Genomic DNA, 17,823 nt, shown 5'->3' with positions numbered 1-17,823 from the left:
ATGACCCCGGCGCCCACCCGTCTTGGTGATCTGTCGGTGGGGTTCGTTCACAGTCTGGCCAATGCGGTGCGCAGTTTCGGGCACGACCCACAACCGCTCCTGGAGCAATACGGTCTGGATCCTGCGCGGCTGGCCGAGGCCGGGGCGCGCTTGTCCATTCCGCGTTACATGCGCCTGGGTCATGCCGCGATTCAACTCACCGGCCAGCCCGGCCTTGGTTTGCGCATGGGCCGCTTGAGCCATATCAGCCAGTGCGGTCTGGCGGGCGTTACGGCGGCGCAAGCCCCTGATGTTCGCGAAGCGGCTCGCGCACTGATCCGCTTTGAAGCGCTGTATGGCTCAAACTACCGGGGCCAATCGAGCTTTCACGAAGACAGCGAAGGTGCCTGGCTAAGGTTCTATTCGATCAGCCCGTACAACGGTTATAACCGCTTCGTGGTGGACTCGATTATCGCCAGTTGGCTGCAGCAACTCTCCAGCCTCAGCGCAACTGAAGTGCGCGCAGAGCGAATCGAAATCGAGTTTGATACGCCCGACTATGCAGCCGATTACGAGCACCTGAGCACACAACCGGTGGCCTTTTCTGCCGCAACCAATCAACTGCGTCTGAACCAGCACACATTGGGTTTGCGCAACCCGCAGCATTGCCCCAGCACCTGGGCACATCTGCAGCAGCTGTGTGAAAAAGAGCTAGAGCAATTGACCCGCACCCGCAGCTTGGGAGAGCGCATCACCCGGCTGCTCGGACCGTTGCTCAATGGAGGAAGGGAACCGGATCTGGAGGAAATTGCTGCCAGACTGAAACTGCCCGCCTGGACTTTGCGCCGCAAACTTGCCGAGGAAGGTACAGGCTTTCGCAATATCCTGAATGATACGCGGCGTGATCTGGCGATGACGTATATACGCGACACCGATCTGGCATTCGGGGAGATTGCTTACTTGCTGGGCTTCGCGTCTGCCGAAGCCTTTCAACGCGCGTTCAAGCGCTGGACCGGACAGACGCCTGGGGAGTTTCGTCGTAGCCAGCGTGGGCAGGGTTGAATTATCTCAATTCGGTTGCGCTTTCTGTAGGAGCTCACGAGCAACGCGAGGCAGCCATGGCGGTGTGTCAGGCAAACCGCCATCGCTGCCTCGCGTTGCTCGTGAGCTCCTACAGGCTAATCTTTGCCGCGCTCACAACTCAGTCGCATCATCCGCAGGCTCGGGCGGGTCCAGCTCAAACGCTTTGAATTCCAGCAGTTCTTCTTGATAGTCGTCCATAACGCGTGCCCTCTTGGCTGTTCTTTAAATGACGTCATTCACTGACCACTGCCCTCACCATAAAGTGCCAAGGTGAAGGAAAAATGACTTGATCATTAAACATACGTGGCGCCTCGATGTGGATTTAGGCTCGCCTGTCTTGACTTGCCAAGAGCATCCGAAATAGTCTTCAGGCCATGAACGTAACCAAGCATTTCTTCGGCCAGATTATTATTACCGCCATTCCAGTCATGGCGGGTTAGCCGACGCGTGCCACCCAACCCGCCCAAGAGGCGGGTTTTTCTTGTCTCCTGGGCTAACCAAGTCGAACCAGGAGTCAAACATGATCAGCATTCAAGCCGCCCTCTTCGCTTCTCAGGCTCAGCGCATCGTTACCCATGACACGGGGCCGACACGATGACCGATCTGCTCAATCATTACGCCCGCAAAATCCTCACCTCCCGTGTTTATGACGTGGCGGTGGAAACCCCTTTGCAGGGCGCTCGCCAGTTGTCCGAACGGCTGGGCAACCAGGTGCTGCTCAAGCGCGAAGACTTGCAGCCAGTGTTCTCATTCAAGATTCGAGGTGCTTACAACAAACTGGCGCAGCTCAGTCCTGAAGAACTGGCCCGTGGCGTGGTCGCGGCCTCGGCAGGCAACCATGCGCAAGGTCTGGCCCTGGCCGCGAAAACGCTAGGCGTTGCCGCCACCATCGTGATGCCCAAAACCACACCTGAAATCAAGATTGAAGGCGTGCGCTCCCGTGGCGCAACCGTGGTGCTGCACGGTGATTCCTTTCCGGAAGCACTGGCCTACTCGCTAAAACTGGTGGATGAGATGGGTTACGTCTACATCCACCCCTACGACGATCCAGACACGATTGCCGGGCAAGGTACGGTGGCGATGGAAATCCTTCGTCAGCAGCCGGGTCAGCTCGACGCGATTTTCGTCCCGGTCGGCGGCGGCAGCTTGATTGCCGGCATTGCGGCCTATGTGAAATACCTGCGGCCGGACATCAAGGTCATCGGCGTCGAGCCGGACGATTCCAACTGCCTGCAACAGGCCATGGCCTATGGCGAACGCGTAGTGCTGCAACAGGTCGGCCTCTTTGCTGACGGCGTGGCTGTAGCGCAGATTGGTCAGCACACGTTTGAGGTCTGCAAGGATTATGTCGATGAAGTAATCACTGTCAGCACCGACGAAATCTGTGCCGCGATCAAAGACATTTATGATGACACCCGCTCAATCACCGAACCTGCGGGCGCCATGGGTGTGGCCGGGATCAAGAAGTACGTCGAGCAGCACGGCATCAGCGGCCAGACGCTGGTGGCAATCGACTCAGGCGCCAACGTCAACTTCGACCGCCTGCGCCATGTCGCTGAGCGTGCGGAGCTGGGTGAAGGTCGGGAAGCCATTATCGCCGTGACCATTCCCGAGCAACCGGGTAGCTTCAAGGCCTTCTGCGAAGCCATCGGCAAGCGGCAGATCACCGAATTCAACTACCGTTACCACACCGACCGCGAAGCGCACATTTTCGTCGGTGTGCAGACCCACCCCGACAACGATCCACGAAAGGCATTGATCGCCAGTCTCTCCGAGCAAGGTTTTCCGGTAATCGACCTGACCGACAACGAACTGGCCAAGCTGCACATCCGGCACATGGTCGGCGGGCATGCCGAGCGTGTCAGTGATGAAGTGGTGTTCCGTTTTGAGTTCCCGGAGCGTCCGGGCGCGCTGTTCAACTTCCTCAACAAACTGGGCGGCCAGTGGACGATTTCGATGTTCCATTACCGCAACCATGGCGCAGCGGACGGTCGGGTGGTTGCAGGATTAGTAGTGCCTGAGGACGAACGGCACCTGATCCCGGCAGCGCTGGCCGAAATTGGCTACCCGTATTGGGATGAGAGCAAGAACCCGGCGTATAAGCTGTTTTTGGGGTAAGACTGACGCGCGCAGGTCTATTCCATGTGGGAGCCGGGCTTGCCCGCGATATATGAGACGCAGGTAGTCGAAATACCGCGTTATCGTTTATCGCGGGCAAGCCCGGCTCCCACATAAGCGATATGTCTGCTGGTTATTGCGCAGGAGCGACTTCCGGCTCGGCCTGCGGAGCAGCTTCAGCCGGAGCTTCTTCCACAGGAGCGGGTTCAGCCTGGATCGACTCTGCTGGCGCGGCCGGCGCAGGCACTGGCTGGCTGGATTCAACCGCAGGCGCAGGTGTCGGCTCCGCCAACGGTGCAGGAACGGCCGCAGGTGCCGGTTCAACCAATGCCGCCGGTTTTGGCGCAGGCACCGTTTGCTCAGGCACGCCCAGCGCTGCTTTTGGCGTTTCCTTGATGTTGGCGGCTTTTTTCGCTTCAGGCGGCATGAAGTTGTCCACCAGCATGAAGAAGCGATCATAGAATTTGTCCGATGCCACGGTTTCGCTGGCGACCTTGACCATCGAATCATCGGTGGAGCCGATCGGCATCGATACCGAACCCAATACGCCAACACCCAGGCTGGCAGAGTTATTGGTTTTCTTCAGCGCGTAGCGATCCTGCAAGGCGTTGGCAAATACAGTCGAGCTTTTGTCCGTGGTGTCATCAGCAGCGCAGACCACGTTGAAGCTGATCTGCATGTGAGTCTCGCCAGTTTGCTGGAAGCTCTTGTTGCCGCTGATCATCTTCGGGTCACTACTGGTGATGATGTAGCCCTGGCTCAGCAAGGCGCGACGTGCCGCTTCGCAAGAGGCGGAATCACTGACCGGGTAAGTCCTCGAAAACGTCCCCGCGTCGTCAAAATTCTCGTGCTCGTAGACTGCGGTTTTTTTCGAGGAACAGCCCGCAATTGCCAACAAGGCAACGGCGCAGCATGCGGTACGAAAGTTAACTAAGTTAGGCATCAAGGATCCTGGGTAGAAACGATCCGCAAGACTGCGGACTGGAAAACGTCGGTAAGTCTGCAACAAGGCACGCGCAGGATCAACGCGCAGATGGAAAGGATCTTGTTACAAACGGCCACACCAGGATCTTCCTGCCAGTGGCACAGGGCCAGAAAAATGATCACTTCAATCATATTTGAATGAAACGATCAAAAACGCTTGCATTTTATGATCGTTTTAATCATCTTGGTTCCCACTAAGAATAAAACGAGAATCTCATCATGCAATTTCGCGGCATTATCCCAGCCCTGGTTACGCCTTTTACCGCTGATCAGCAGGTTGACCATCACGCCCTCCGCGCTCTCATCGAAAACCTCATTCAAGCAGGCGTGCACGGCCTTTTCGTGCTCGGCACCAATGGCGAGTTCTTCACTCTTTCTGAGGCTGAAAAGCTGGAAATCGCTCGTGTAACGGTCGAGGCAACTGCGGGTCGAGTGCCGGTTGTGATTGGCACCGGAGCCTTTGCCACCCGTGAAGTGATTGAAATGAACAAAAAAGTGACGGACATCGGCGCAAACGCCCTTTCCGTCATCACGCCTTACTTCAATGCGATCAGCCAGACCGAGCTGATCAAGCATTACGAAACCATCGCCGATGCGTCGAGCCTGCCTTTGATGATGTACAACATTCCGGCCAAGACCGGCATGTCCATCGGCATTGGCGCCGTCGCGGCCCTGCATCAACACCCGATGATCAAAGGCATCAAGGATAGCGCCGGTAACTTCGATGCACTGGTGCAGATGATGAAATACCGCAGCGACGACTTCGCGGTCTTTGCCGGTACTGACTCGCTGATCTACTGGAACCTGCTGGCCGGTGGCGATGGCGCGATTGCCGCGACCGCCAATGCGGTGCCTGATCTGGTCATGTCGATCTGGAACCACTTCCAGGCGGGCAACCACGACGCTGCGCGGGTCGCCCAGGAAGCCTTGCGCCCACTGCGCGACGCTTTCGCCATGGGCACCATGCCCGTCGTGCTGAAAAAAGCCACCGAACTGCTCAACCTCCCGGTCGGACCATGTCGCGCACCGGTGCAGCCGCTGGACGCTGGCGCCGTGCAAAAACTGGAAACCCTGCTCGCGGTTTACCGTTGATTCGCCAGGAGATGCGCTGATGTCGACCTATCACTTCCAAACCGTCAAACACGTCATTCACGGCCCTGGCAGTCTTGAGCAACTGAGTGAAAAACTGCCGTTGCTCGATACACCACTGCGCAGCGTGATGCTGGTCACGCAAAACGCCATGCACAACCTGGGCGTGACCGAAAAGGTCAGCGCCCAACTGAAAGCTGCCGGTATCGCCCTGCACATGATCGACAATGTCGAAATCGAACCCACACTGGAAAATATCGAGCGGGTCTTTCGTGAAGACGTTGCACCTCACGCACCCGACGCATTGATCGCCATTGGCGGCGGTAGCGTGCTGGATGCAGCCAAGCTGTTTTCGGTGATGCTGACCAATGACACGCCGCTGCGCGATCTACTCGGTGTCGATAAAGTCAGCCATCCCGGCAAACCCATGGTGCTGGTGCCGACCACTTCAGGCACGGGCTCGGAAGTGACGCCCAACGCCATCGTCACCCTGCCCGACGAAGAACTGAAAATCGGTGTGGTCAGCCGACACTTGCTGCCGACGCTGGTGATTCTCGATCCCCTGCTGACGATCAGCCTGCCGCGCAGCATCACTGCTGCAACGGGTATGGACGCCTTCGTGCATTCGCTGGAGTCGTTCATCTCCACCAAGGCCAATCCAGTCAGCGATGCCTTCGCCCTTGAATCCATGCGGTTGATTGCAGGCAGCATCGTTGAGGCCTACCAACAACCGGATTCGGTCCGCGCACGCGGCGACATGTTGCTCGGTTCGATGTATGGCGGTCTGGCCCTGACGGCAGCGGGCACTGCGGCCGTGCACGCCATGGCCTATCCGCTGGGCGGCAAGTTTCATGTCACCCACGGCGTGGCCAACGCCATGTTGTTGCCACACGTGATGGCCTTCAATCTGGACAGTTGCGCAGATCGTTTGAAACGCGCGGCTTGCGTTTGCGGGGTTGCAGAAGCGCAGGACAGCGATGAAGCCGCCGCGCAAAAATTGATTCAGCAGATCCGTGAATGGACCGCCACCCTCAACATCCCTCAGGACCTGCGCGAGTTTGGCGTCGGCGAAGAGCACCTCGCTGACATGGCGGTAGCCGCCTCAAAAGTCACGCGGTTGATGGCTAACAACCCCAAGGCCCTGAGCTTGACGGACATCGAAAGCCTTTATCGGTGCCTGCTGCCATGAGCGCCTTGGATCTATCGGGCTTGTTGATCATTGCCGACGACTTGTCCGGCGCAGCTGATTGCGCAGCGGGTTTCGCCCGGCGACTGTCGACGGAAATCGTGTTCGACGCCCAAACCCTCCCATCCAGCGCTGCGGTGGTTGCTGTGGACGCGGATTCGCGACGACTCGATCCGGGCGCAGCGGCGAAAGCCAATAGCGTGGTATTGCAACAGCGTCAGTACGCCAACAGAGCGCTGTACAAGAAAATCGACTCGACGTTGCGCGGTAATGTCGCCAGCGAAATCGCTGCGCTACAGGCACATCGGGGCCTGGCCATCATCGCCCCGGCCTTCCCCGCCATGGGCCGCACTACGCAAGACTCGGTGCAGTTGGTCAACGGCATCTCGGTGGCCTTGAGCGATGTATGGCGCAATGAAAATCTGCTCGGCACCGGCAACCTGCTGGAAAGCCTCAGCGCCGAAGGCTTGCGTTGTGCGGCGATCAATCTCGCCACCCTGCGCGACGAAACGGCACTGAGCAACGCGCTGGATCAAGCATTGCGCGGCAAGGTGCAGGCGCTGATTTGTGACGCCCTGACTGACGCGGACCTGCAACGCCTGGCCCGCGCAACCGCGCCTCTGTATCGCCAGTTGTTCTGGGTAGGCTCGGCAGGTCTGGCCCATCATCTGCCAGAGGCTTTGGGGCTACCCGCTTCTGGCGACATGAACGTACAAGGCCGCTCGCCCGTACTGACTGTGGTCGGCAGCATGTCTCAGCATTCACAGCAGCAGGCCAGAACCCTGGCCGAGCACAGTGACTGTTTCTGTCTGGAAATAGATGCCGCCACGCTGCTCGATCCGGCTCGCCATGAACAGCGTGAACGACTGATCACCCTGCTCTATCTGCGGCTGGCCAAGGGTGAAGACAGCCTGCTGACCGTGAGTCAGGAGGAGCGCGATCCATCAATCGCCGCGCAACTCAGCAGCGCCCTGGCCGAATGGGTGAAACCTGCCATCGCCGTGACGGGTTCGCTGATCGCCACCGGCGGCGAAACCGCCCGGGCCATTCTCACGGCTGCGGGCATCAATCGCCTTGCGGTTCAAGGCGAACTGGCCCCCGGCGTGGTGCTTTCTCGAACCGAAACAGGCTTGAACGTGGTCACCAAAGCCGGCGCCTTCGGCCAGCCGGACACCCTGTCAATTGCCTGGCAACAGCTTCATGGCCGTGACACTTGCAGTACGGTCGCGCCCCACAATCAAAAGGAAATCCATCATGTCTGAACGTCCCGTGATCGGGATCACCATGGGCGATGCCGCCGGTGTGGGTCCGGAAATTATCATGAAAACCCTGGCTCATCAGTCGGTGTACGACAGCTGTCGGCCGCTGGTGATAGGGGATGCCAAACGTCTTGAAGACGCCAACCGGATTGTTGGTGGTAGTTTGCGCGTCAATAGCATCGCCTCCCCGGCCAACGCCCGCTTTGAGCTCGGCACGGTAGATTGCATCGATCTGGGCCTGATCCCGGCTGACATGCCTTACGGCAAGCTGTCGGCGGTGGCGGGCAACGCTGCGTTTCGCTTCATCGAGCGGACTGTACAATTAACTGAAAGCGGCGAGCTGGATGCGATCTGCACCGCGCCGCTGAACAAGGAAGCGTTGCATGCAGGCGGGCATATTTTTCCCGGTCATACGGAAATGCTCGCGCACCTGCTGGGCATTGAAGAAGTCTCGATGATGCTGATGACGCCGACCCTGCGCGTCATTCACGTCACTACCCACATGGGCATCATCGACGCCATCGCCAAAATCGAGCCGGGGCTGGTCAAGCGCACCATCGAGCGCTGCCGGGAAACCCTGACCCGCGCCGGTATCGAAAATCCGCTGATTGCGGTCTGCGGCATCAACCCGCACGCCGGTGAAAACGGCTTGTTCGGCTATGGCGAAGAAGAAACCAAAATTCAGCCGGCCATTGACGAACTGCGCGCCAGAGGCTGGCGTGTGGAAGGTCCGCTGCCTGCCGACACGCTGTTCTTCCGCGCCGGACGCGGCGACTTCGATGCAGTGGTTGCCATGTATCACGACCAGGGCCACGGCCCGGTGAAAGTCATGGGCCTGGAAGCGGGCGTCAACGTCACCGTTGGCCTGCCAGTGATCCGCACCTCGGTTGACCACGGCACGGCGTTCGACATCGCCGGCAAGGGCATCGCGGACGAACGCAGCCTGATCGAAGCTCTGCGTCAGGCCGTTGAACTGGCAACCCGCAAGCGGGAGACGCGCCAGTCGGTCGCTGTTTAAGCCGCCGAGAATCCATTCATATCAGTAGTAATCCCGGTAAAAACCCAGCAACAACGCGCCACAAAAACAACAATGGAGCGAAATGATGGAAACCTTCAACTCGCAGGACACCGCGATCATTATCGGTATGGTCGTCGTTTACATCGTCGTCACCACCTGGATGAGTCTGCGACTGCGCAGCAAAACCAGTGAGCAATACATGGTCGCCGCGCGAACCATGCCCGCCTTCGTCGTTGGCATTCTGATGATGTCGGAATTCATCGGTGCCAAATCCACCGTCGGTACGGCTCAGGCCGCGTTCGAAAGTGGCTTCGCCGCCTCGTGGTCAGTGATCGCCGCTGCCATTGGCTTTCCGCTGTTCGGCCTGCTCATGGCCCGCAAGCTCTACAACTCGGGCGAGTTCACCATTTCCGGGTTCATTGCCAAGAAGTACGGCAATTCCACCAAGCTCGCTGTCTCGATCATCATGATCTACGCCCTGTTGCTGGTGAACGTAGGTAACTACGTCAGTGGCGCAGCAGCGATTGCCACAGTAATGAAGATCAACCTGCCCACTGCCGCGTTTATCACGGCGGTCATCAGCACCCTGTATTACGTGTTCGGTGGCCTGAAAAGCGTCGCCTATATGAGCATCCTGCACACCGCCGTGAAATACGTCGGCGTGATGATCGTGCTGTATGTGGCCCTGAGTTTGACCGGTGGTTTCACCCCGGTGATCCAGAACATGCCCGAACACTATTTCACCTGGGACGGTGCTATCGGCGGTTCAAAAATCATGGCGTGGATCATTGGCACGGTCGGTGCGATCTTTTCGACCCAGTTCATCATTCAGGCGATTTCTTCGACGCCTGACTCCAAGGCTGCGCAACGCTCGACCTTCTACGCGTCGCTGCTGTGCATTCCGATTGCGCTGGCTCTGGGCTTCATCGGTGTCGCCTCCAAGTACTTGCATCCGGACATGAGCAGCTTGTACGCCCTGCCGGTTTTCCTGCAGTCCATGAACCCGGTTCTGGCGGGTGTAGTGACCATTTCTCTGGTCGCCTCGATCTTTGTCAGTGTCAGCACCGTCGCCCTGGCCATTGCTTCTCTGGTGGTGCGGGACTTCTACGTGCCGATGCGCAAGCCATCGGTGGATCGCGAACTCAAGGCCACACGTTTTATCGCGCTGATCATTGGCTTCGTGCCGCTGTTCTTTGTGTTCTTCGTGCCTGAAATCCTCAACCTGTCGTTCTTCACCCGTGCGCTGCGCCTGTCCATCGCCGTCGTGGCCATGATCGCCATCTATCTGCCGTTCTTCGGCTCGGGTCGTGGCGCAACACTGGGCCTGATCGCGTCATCCATCACTACCAGCGTCTGGTACCTGCTGGATAACCCGTACGGCATCGATAACATGTACATCGCCCTGATCACCCCGGCCATCGTGATTGCCCTGGAGCGTCTGTTTCCACAGGCGGTCAGCCGCAATCAAGGCAAATCCGGCAACGACAAACAAGAGGTCTCCCATGCCAATCAGTGAACAACGTCAGGATGCCTTCCTGCCAACGCCTTATGCGCAGAACCATGCCGCAAACCTGCATGAGCTGGCCGACGGCACGGTGCTGTGCACCTGGTTCGCCGGGACACAGGAAGGCATGGCCGACATTTTCGTGCTGCTTTCGCGCCGCGATCCGCAGACCGGCGTCTGGAGCGAACCGGAGAAACTGTCTCAGGATGACACTCGCTCCGAGCAGAATCCGATCCTGTTCCAGGCTCCGCAAGGCCCTTTGTGGCTGATCTGGACTGCGCAGATTTCCGGCAATCAGGAGACGGCGATCATTCGCCGTCGTCTATCGCAGGATCAGGGCAAGACCTGGGGCCCGGTGCAAACCCTGTTCGATGAGCCAGGCACCTTTGTGCGTCAGCCCCCGGTGGTACTGGATAATGGCGACTGGCTGTTACCGGTCTGGTATTGCATCACCCTGCCCGGCGAAAAATGGATCGGCAATCACGACGTCAGCGCGGTAATGATTTCCAGCGATCAAGGGCTAAGCTGGTCGCGCCATGACGTCCCGAACAGCACTGGCGCTGTGCACATGAATGTTCATCAGTTGGCCGACGGCAGCTTGCTCGGCCTGTTTCGTAGCCGCTGGGCCGACTCGATCTACAGCAGCCGCTCGACTGATCACGGCCGAAGCTGGAGCGCGCCGGTCGCTACTGAACTGCCGAACAACAATTCCTCAATTCAGTTTGTGCGGCTCAACACTGGCGAACTGGCGTTGGTCTACAACCCGGTCAGCGCCGAGGGACACAGCCAGCGCCGCGCGTCGCTGTACGACGAAATCGAGGATGAAGGCGACGATCGCGTGACGCCGGGTCAAAGCGCGGATGGCAAGAGCGCCGTGTGGGGCATCCCCCGCGCGCCCATGAGCCTGGCGCTGTCACATGATGACGGACAAAGCTGGCCGGTACGTTTGGACCTGGAATTGGGGGACGGTTTTTGCCTGACCAACAACTCTCAGGAAAAGCTCAACCGCGAGTTCTCCTACCCAAGCATTATTCAGGCGCGGGACGGCAGCCTGCATGTGGCGTTCACGTACTTCCGGCAGAAGATCAAGCATGTGCATTTGCCGTTGGCGGCCGTGCGTTGATTGACGCGGGCTAACAATGACCTTATGTAGGAGCGCACGAGCACCGCGAGGCCGCGATGGCGGCCTGCCTGATACACCGCCATCGCGGCCTCGCGGTGCTCGTGCGCTCCTACAGGATTCCCATGTTTGACGGAGCGGCACCTCTTAATGACAACCCCGACTAAAACCGTCGTACTCACCGGCGTCAGTTCCGGTATCGGCATGGCCATCGCTCAGCGCTTGCTGGCCGAAGGCTGGCGCGTGCATGGCCTGAGTCGCCGTCCTGCGGATATCGATCACCCGCTCTTTCACTGGACTGAATGCGACCTGAGCGATTTGCACGCGCTTGAACAGGCCTTGCAACCCATCGACACACTGGACGCCATTGTTCACGCGGCAGGCTTCATGCGTACCGCGCCGTTGGGCCAGTTGGATCCGGACGACGGACAGGCGATGTGGCAGGTTCACGTTGCGGCGGCCAGCCATCTGGTCAACACCTTGCATGGCAGGCTGCGTTCCGGCGCGAGAATCGTGATGATTGGCAGCCGCACCATGCAAGGCGCTCAAGGACGCAGTCAATACGCGGCAACCAAAGCGGCCTTGCAAGGCATGGTTCGTTCCTGGGCCATGGAGCTGGCGCCCAACAGCATCACCGCCAACCTGATCGCCCCCGGCGCGACTGAAACCCCTATGTTGCTGGACCCTGCCCGCAGCGGCACTCCGCCCAACAAACCGCCCATTGGCCGCTTTGTACAGCCGTCTGAGGTGGCAGGCATGGCGGCGTTCTTGCTCGGGCCGGACGCAGGTGCAATAACCGGGCAGAGTCTGGTGATCTGCGGCGGAGCATCGCTGTAGACTCGCCGGTTCTGCGGTTGCATTGCACCGCTGTTTAATGTGATAACCCCTTTCTTCTCGTTCATTACCAAGGCAGTTCATGAAAGTCGCAAATCGCCGTCAATCGATACTGGAACTGGTCCTTTCAGGAAAGTCGAACGTCGATGAACTGTGCGCCCAACTGGGCGTATCGGAAGCCACAGTACGCAGGGATCTCACCGCACTGGCCGAAGAAGGTCTGGTGATTCGCACCTACGGCGGTGCGGCTCATGTAGGCATGCGCGAACCGGAAACCTCGGTGGAAGAACGCAGCCAGCAACACAGCCAGGAAAAGATCGTCATCGCCCGCGCAGCACTGGCGCATATTCAGGATAACGACACGCTGTTCCTTGAAGGCGGCACCACCACCAGCGCGCTGGCTCAGCTACTCAAGCAGCGACGAGGCCTGCATGTCATCACCAACAACCTCATGGCCCTGGCTGACCTGGCGCTGATCCCTGAAGGACGCATCACAGTGCTCGGCGGAGATTTGCGCAGCGCGAGCATGTCGACCTATGGCGTGACTGCGCAGGCTGCCCTTGAGCACCTGAGCGCCGACAAAGTATTCCTGAGTGCCGATGGCGTGGTTGCAGAGCTGGGCTTGTGCGAAGCCAGCGCCGAGCAGGCATACCTCAAGGAAACCATGATCGCCCGCGCCGCCCACATCTACGTACTGGCCGACGCCACCAAACTCGGACGCGCACGCCAGCAGCACTGGACGCCGCTGCGCGGGCCCTGGACGCTGATCACTCATGAACTGGATGATTCATCGCTGCTGACGCCATTCCAGTCGCGGCGGTCAGTCACGGTAGAGGTTGCAAGGCTTTGATCATGAAATACGGAGCGTACATGTCGGGTAACGCTTACCTGACTTGAAGTGCGCTTTAATCTTCCATCAATACCGCGATAAGTAAGTACTCAGCCACAACGCACTATTAAAAGCCTCCCTCTCTAACTGTCAGACTCAGCATATTCACTGTTCTGAATAGCAGTTCTATTTCGCATAAATCCCCTCATAGATAATTCAATTTACATGGCGCGAAACAGTCGGTTTCTCGACGCCATTTTTTTGCTCATTTGATCCAAAAGGCCCGCGCTTGAGCGGCCGACGAACGGCGAATAATTATCTTCAAGTTGATTAAAGAGAAGACGAATAAATAGATATCGATATGCCATCACTCATCCCGTTGCGCAATCGCGATGAGCATTTGATCCCAGCCATAAACGTCTCAAGGCCACGGAGCGGCCCTATTAAGGATGCCAGCATGCTCGACAAACTCAGTATTTCGCAAAAGCTCTACTTCAGCTTCTTGGTCATTGTGGTACTGATTGCCGTGCTGGTAGCAAGTGCCTATCGAGGATTTGAAGAGGTTGAGGACGCCACCAACAGTAACGTTCACACTTACCAGGTGCTGAGCGAGGCGCAACTCGCCCTTGAACAACTGATCAATATCGAAACCGGTATGCGCGGATTCGTTATCGCGTCTAAAGATGCCTTTCTCGAGCCGTTGCTGGCGGGCGAAAAGAAGTTCACCGAACAGCTTGAATCACTTAAACGACTGACCGCAGATAATCCTGAACAACAACGGCGCTTGATCTCTCTGGGGGATATCCAGAAACGCTGGCTCGAAGAAGACATCAAGCCGATCGTTGCCTTGCGCCGTGATCTGACAGCCCGCAATCAGCCCGACGATGAACTGGACAAGCGCATCACCGCCGGTGGCGACAAAGCCAAGATGGACAGCATGCGCGCTACGCTGGCTGAAATCAGCGCCGCAGAAAACAAACTGCTGGTGATAAGAAGCCAGAATATGGTTGATGCCAAACACTTCGCGCTCATGATTCTGATTTACGGTGGTATCGGTGCGGCAGTGCTTGCCTTGATTCTGGCGTCCGTACTGGGGCGCAGCACGACTAAACGCCTGCAACTAGCCATTGATGCAGCTACAGCCATTGCTAACGGCAAACTGGATACCGTGATCGATACCAGCAGCCACGATGAACTGCCGAAAGCCTTTGACCGCATGCAAAACCGCCTGCGCGAAATGATTCAGCAGATCAGCCAGGCCGCGAACCAATTGGTCATCGCAGTCCAACAGATCTCCGGTGCATCCGAACAGTTGTCCGGCGCGATCCAGGAACAATCCACGTCTGCCTCGATGATGGCCGCCACCATCGAAGAGCTGACGGTGAGCATTCATCACGTTTCCGAAAACGCCGATGAAGCTCACCAGATTGCCAGCCGCTCGGGCCAGCAATCCAAAGACGGTGCTCAGGTTATCGAGAACACCCTTTTGAGCATGAACGGTATCGCCAGGACCGTGCAGCACTCATCGGCACAAGTGGCCGATCTGGGTCAGCACTCGGAACATATTTCATCGATCATCAGCGTCATTCAAGGTATCGCCGACCAGACCAACCTGCTGGCACTTAACGCAGCCATTGAAGCCGCGCGCGCAGGCGAACAAGGTCGCGGGTTCGCCGTGGTAGCGGATGAGGTTCGCCTGCTGGCCCAGAACACCGGCAAGTCGACCAAGGAAATCGCAGGCATGATCGAGAAGATCCAGGCGGGTGTGCGCGAAACGGTCGAAAGCATGCGCGGCGGCGTACAGGAGGTTAACGACGGCGTGGAAATGGCCGGCACTGCCGGACAGGCGATTGTCGAGATCCGTGACAGCTCGACCAAAGTGTTGCACGTAGTCGACCAGATTTCCTTTGCCTTGCGCGAGCAAACCGCCGCAAGCCAGGATGTGGCACGCAATGTCGAGCGTTCGGCGCAAATGGCCGAGCAGAACAATATGTCTGTTCAGGAATTGCTCAAGACCAGCGGCGGCCTGCAGACTCTCGCCAGCAGCCTGCAACGTGAAGTTGGTAAATTTCAGTTGTAAGCCACCCACAGACAAACGAATCATTTGATTCACGAGACGTATCCGCGGGAGTAACACCCCTATTGTGCACTGCTCCCGCGGCCCCTCGAAAACAGCATTCCCTTCTCCACTAGACACGATCCCAGACAGGCTCAGGCCCGAAGCGTTGCGCGAGAAAATCGAGCATGGCGCGCAACGCCGACGACATGTGCTTGCGTGAGGCATACACCGCAAAGATGCCCAACTCCATTGGCTGGTAAGGCGTCAGCAGTGCGACCAGTTGACCTTGTTGAATCAGCGGCGCCGCCAGGTAAGTCGGCAATAACGCCACTCCGGCACCACACAACGCTGCCTGCATTGTGGTGATCGAATCATTGCTGGTGAGATTGCCCTTCACTGCAACGCTTTTCGGCAGATCTTTGTGGGTGAAGTGCCAGAGGCTGCTGCTGTGATAGGTATGCGTCAGGCAGTTGTGCAGTGTCAGGTCTTCGACAACTCTGGGCGCTGAATGCCTTTTCAGATAATCCGGTGAAGCGCACACCACCGAGCGGCAAGTGGTGAGGCGTCGTGCGATCAGATTGGGGTCCAGCTCATTGGTGATGCGAATCGCCAGATCCATGCGCTCATCCACCAGGTTGACGGTGCGGTCGAGCAGCACCATGTCCACGCTGACTTGCGAGTAACGCCCCACAAACTCAGTCACCGCAAGCATCAGTTGCGCCTGACCGAACGAGGTACTGGCCGTCACGCGCAGCAGCCCTTTGGGTTCATCCTCCGGCGCCGCGACGACTGCGCGCATGTCTTCGGCCAGATCGAGCATTCGCCGACACAAAGGCAAGACTTCAGCTCCGGCAGCAGTAAGGTTCAAACGTCGAGTGGTCCGGTGCATCAACCGCGCCCCCGTCCATTCCTCCAGCTCGGCAAGCAATCTGGAGATCACAGGCCTTGATAGCCCGAGTTTGTCCGCCGCAGCGGTCTGGCTTCCGCCATCCACGACGGTGACAAAGGCCTGCATTGCCGCCAACTTATCCATGATTCGCTCGATTTCAGAAACAAACTTGCGTCCAATCTAGCGTTTTTCGGTCGATAAATCTCAACTAACCTGCACGCTCTTATCACTGCACGATGGAGCTCGACATGATTTCGCTGTCCGCACGACGCTTATTAGCTGCTTTCGCCCTGCTCGGTTTTGCAGGTGCCAGCCAGGCAGCGCAGCCACTGAAGCTGGACGTCTTTAACCCAGGCGAGGAAGCCATCTTCCCGGTCTCGTCGGTTTTGGTGACCGGCGAGAAAGACGCGGTTCTGGTTGATGCGCAGTTTTCCAACACGCAGGCCGAACAAATCGTCGAGAAGATCCGCAAGAGCGGGAAAAACCTGACCACGATTTACATCAGCCACGGCGACCCGGACTACTACTTCGGCCTGCAAACCATCACCTCGGCCTACCCAAAGGCCAAGGTTGTGGCCAGCGCCCAGACCGTCGCGCATATCAACGAAACCAAGGATGCCAAGCTGGCTTATTGGGGACCCAAGCTGGGCGCGGCCGCACCAGGCAAGGTGGTCGTGCCTGAGGTACTGCAAGGCAATGAACTGAAGCTGGAAGATCAGAAACTGCAGGTCATTGGCCTGGACGGCCCGCAACCCGATCGCAGTTTCGTCTGGATTCCGTCGATCAAAGCCGTAATCGGTGGCGTGGTGCTTTCCAGCAACATTCACGTATGGATGGCGGATACCCAGAGCGCCAAATCCCATCAGGACTGGCTGGCAACACTGGCGACCATCGAAAAACTCAAGCCAGTGACCATTGTTCCGGGCCACTTTCTGCCGGGCGAGCTGACCGCTCTGCAATCACCGAGCTTCACATCGGATTACATCAAGACTTTTGATGCCGAAACGGCCAAGGCCAAAGACTCTGCGGCGCTGATTGCCGCGATGAAAGCGTATTACCCGAAACTGGCAGATGACTCGTCACTAGTGCTGAGCGCGAAAGTTGCCAAGGGTGAGATGAAGTGGTGAGTGCGCCAATCAGTATCACCTACCTATTCGATCCACTGTGTGGCTGGTGCTACGGCGCTTCATCGGTGCTAAAGCGCCTTGATGCTTTGGACGAGTTCAGCGTCACGCTTCTCCCTACCGGCTTGTTCGCGGATAACAACTCTCGCCCGATGGACGCCGGTTTTGCTGATTTTGCCTGGTCCAATGACCTGCGAATTGGCACGCTGACCGGCCAGCCATTCAGCGAGCAATACCGGCGTCAGGTGCTCGAGGATCACACCCGCCGCTTCGACTCAGGGCCTGCAACCCGGGCGCTCAGCGCGGTTGTGATGACTGAGCCGTCTCGGGAACTGGCGGCGTTGGCAGCCATACAACGCGGCCGTTATGTTGAAGGACTGGACATCACAGAACTTGAGGTTCTTGCCCGAATTCTCACAGGTATAGGGCTGAATGAGGCCGCGAGGCTTTTGCTTGCGCAGGATGATGGGTTACTGAGTCACTCTCATGAGCGGGTCAACGTTGCTCAGGCGATCATGACCCAGGTCGGAACAGGTGGTGTTCCTGCGCTTGTGCTCGGGGCTGGCAAGGCGAGAAGCCTGATCAGCTCGAATGCGCTGTTTGGCAATTGGGAGGGGTTGCTTGAGGATTTGCGTGCCAACAATAGGCCGTAGGAGCGGCACTGTCTCGCAGTAAACAAAGACCTATCAAACACAATGCATTTTGCAGGTTGAACCCATTCCTGTAGGAGCTCACCGAGGTTACGAGG

At 58.0% G+C, this 17,823-nt stretch carries 15 protein-coding genes; 13 read left to right on the top strand and 2 right to left on the bottom strand.

Translation table 11 applies throughout. The annotated features are described in order from the left end of the window. Both AUC60_RS07945 and ilvA read left to right on the top strand, forming a co-directional pair. Positions 1-1,041 (top strand): AraC family transcriptional regulator, encoded by a 1,041-nt coding sequence (locus AUC60_RS07945; RefSeq protein ID WP_087265632.1) that lies wholly within the window; start codon positions 1-3, stop codon positions 1,039-1,041. Between the two features lie 615 nt (positions 1,042-1,656). Continuing rightward, positions 1,657-3,180, top strand: coding sequence for a threonine ammonia-lyase, biosynthetic (ilvA, locus tag AUC60_RS07935; protein WP_087265541.1), 1,524 nt, complete (start codon positions 1,657-1,659; stop codon positions 3,178-3,180). 133 nt (positions 3,181-3,313) lie between these two features. Here ilvA and AUC60_RS07930 read toward each other — a convergent pair whose 3' ends face one another. After that, on the bottom strand, positions 3,314-4,123 hold the full coding sequence (locus AUC60_RS07930; protein WP_087265539.1) for a DUF2242 domain-containing protein: 810 nt from the start codon (positions 4,121-4,123) through the stop codon (positions 3,314-3,316). Positions 4,124-4,383: 260 nt separating this feature from the next. Here AUC60_RS07930 and dapA point away from each other — a divergent pair, with 260 nt between their 5' ends. The 9 genes from dapA to AUC60_RS07885 all read left to right on the top strand — a co-directional run bounded on the left by dapA (position 4,384) and on the right by AUC60_RS07885 (position 15,083). Further along, positions 4,384-5,256, top strand: coding sequence for a 4-hydroxy-tetrahydrodipicolinate synthase (gene dapA, locus AUC60_RS07925; RefSeq protein ID WP_087265536.1), 873 nt, complete (start codon positions 4,384-4,386; stop codon positions 5,254-5,256). A gap of 16 nt (positions 5,257-5,272) precedes the next feature. After that, a complete protein-coding gene (locus tag AUC60_RS07920) occupies positions 5,273-6,442 on the top strand; it encodes an iron-containing alcohol dehydrogenase (RefSeq protein WP_087265534.1) in 1,170 nt (389 codons plus the stop codon). Then, entirely contained in the window at positions 6,439-7,701 is a 1,263-nt protein-coding gene (locus AUC60_RS07915) for a four-carbon acid sugar kinase family protein (protein WP_087265532.1), read from the top strand. Before AUC60_RS07920 ends, AUC60_RS07915 begins: the two co-directional genes overlap by 4 nt. After that, a complete protein-coding gene (gene pdxA, locus AUC60_RS07910; RefSeq protein ID WP_087265531.1) occupies positions 7,694-8,716 on the top strand; it encodes a 4-hydroxythreonine-4-phosphate dehydrogenase PdxA in 1,023 nt (340 codons plus the stop codon). The genes AUC60_RS07915 and pdxA overlap by 8 nt, the downstream gene beginning before the upstream one ends. Before the next feature lie 85 nt (positions 8,717-8,801). Beyond that, positions 8,802-10,232 (top strand): sodium:solute symporter family protein, encoded by a 1,431-nt coding sequence (locus AUC60_RS07905; protein ID WP_087265529.1) that lies wholly within the window; start codon positions 8,802-8,804, stop codon positions 10,230-10,232. Next, positions 10,219-11,343 carry a sialidase family protein gene (locus AUC60_RS07900; RefSeq protein ID WP_087265527.1) on the top strand — a complete coding sequence of 375 codons (1,125 nt, stop codon included), beginning with the start codon at positions 10,219-10,221 and terminating at the stop codon, positions 11,341-11,343. Before AUC60_RS07905 ends, AUC60_RS07900 begins: the two co-directional genes overlap by 14 nt. Before the next feature lie 147 nt (positions 11,344-11,490). Next, positions 11,491-12,177: an SDR family NAD(P)-dependent oxidoreductase gene (locus tag AUC60_RS07895; protein ID WP_087265526.1), complete on the top strand. Its 687-nt coding sequence runs from the start codon at positions 11,491-11,493 to the stop codon at positions 12,175-12,177. 79 nt (positions 12,178-12,256) lie between these two features. Next, complete coding sequence (locus AUC60_RS07890) at positions 12,257-13,024, top strand: DeoR/GlpR family DNA-binding transcription regulator (protein WP_087265525.1); 768 nt, start codon at positions 12,257-12,259, stop codon at positions 13,022-13,024. 436 nt (positions 13,025-13,460) lie between these two features. Beyond that, a complete protein-coding gene (locus AUC60_RS07885) occupies positions 13,461-15,083 on the top strand; it encodes a methyl-accepting chemotaxis protein (RefSeq protein ID WP_087265523.1) in 1,623 nt (540 codons plus the stop codon). A 109-nt stretch (positions 15,084-15,192) separates the two neighbouring features. On the opposite strand, the gene AUC60_RS07880 is transcribed toward AUC60_RS07885, so the two are convergent. After that, on the bottom strand, positions 15,193-16,095 hold the full coding sequence (locus AUC60_RS07880; RefSeq protein ID WP_087265522.1) for a LysR family transcriptional regulator: 903 nt from the start codon (positions 16,093-16,095) through the stop codon (positions 15,193-15,195). Positions 16,096-16,199: 104 nt separating this feature from the next. Between AUC60_RS07880 and AUC60_RS07875 the strand changes: the two genes are divergently transcribed. After that, on the top strand, positions 16,200-17,078 hold the full coding sequence (locus AUC60_RS07875; RefSeq protein ID WP_087265521.1) for an MBL fold metallo-hydrolase: 879 nt from the start codon (positions 16,200-16,202) through the stop codon (positions 17,076-17,078). After that, positions 17,075-17,728 carry a DsbA family protein gene (locus AUC60_RS07870; protein WP_238599534.1) on the top strand — a complete coding sequence of 218 codons (654 nt, stop codon included), beginning with the start codon at positions 17,075-17,077 and terminating at the stop codon, positions 17,726-17,728. Before AUC60_RS07875 ends, AUC60_RS07870 begins: the two co-directional genes overlap by 4 nt. Positions 17,729-17,823 lie beyond the last annotated feature (95 nt).

The organism is Pseudomonas caspiana (assembly GCF_002158995.1).
Lineage (GTDB): Bacteria > Pseudomonadota > Gammaproteobacteria > Pseudomonadales > Pseudomonadaceae > Aquipseudomonas > Aquipseudomonas caspiana.
The sequence above is the reverse complement of the archived record's forward strand: the minus strand, read 5'-3'. Positions and strand labels throughout refer to the sequence as shown.

Coding starts and splice junctions, on each gene's coding strand:
- AUC60_RS07945 (WP_087265632.1), top strand. CDS start 1: ATGACCCCGGCGCCCACCCGTCTTGGTGATCTGTCGGTGGGGTTCGTT.
- ilvA (WP_087265541.1), top strand. CDS start 1,657: ATGACCGATCTGCTCAATCATTACGCCCGCAAAATCCTCACCTCCCGT.
- AUC60_RS07930 (WP_087265539.1), bottom strand. CDS start 4,123: ATGCCTAACTTAGTTAACTTTCGTACCGCATGCTGCGCCGTTGCCTTG.
- dapA (WP_087265536.1), top strand. CDS start 4,384: ATGCAATTTCGCGGCATTATCCCAGCCCTGGTTACGCCTTTTACCGCT.
- AUC60_RS07915 (WP_087265532.1), top strand. CDS start 6,439: ATGAGCGCCTTGGATCTATCGGGCTTGTTGATCATTGCCGACGACTTG.
- pdxA (WP_087265531.1), top strand. CDS start 7,694: ATGTCTGAACGTCCCGTGATCGGGATCACCATGGGCGATGCCGCCGGT.
- AUC60_RS07905 (WP_087265529.1), top strand. CDS start 8,802: ATGGAAACCTTCAACTCGCAGGACACCGCGATCATTATCGGTATGGTC.
- AUC60_RS07900 (WP_087265527.1), top strand. CDS start 10,219: ATGCCAATCAGTGAACAACGTCAGGATGCCTTCCTGCCAACGCCTTAT.
- AUC60_RS07895 (WP_087265526.1), top strand. CDS start 11,491: ATGACAACCCCGACTAAAACCGTCGTACTCACCGGCGTCAGTTCCGGT.
- AUC60_RS07890 (WP_087265525.1), top strand. CDS start 12,257: ATGAAAGTCGCAAATCGCCGTCAATCGATACTGGAACTGGTCCTTTCA.
- AUC60_RS07885 (WP_087265523.1), top strand. CDS start 13,461: ATGCTCGACAAACTCAGTATTTCGCAAAAGCTCTACTTCAGCTTCTTG.
- AUC60_RS07880 (WP_087265522.1), bottom strand. CDS start 16,095: ATGGATAAGTTGGCGGCAATGCAGGCCTTTGTCACCGTCGTGGATGGC.
- AUC60_RS07875 (WP_087265521.1), top strand. CDS start 16,200: ATGATTTCGCTGTCCGCACGACGCTTATTAGCTGCTTTCGCCCTGCTC.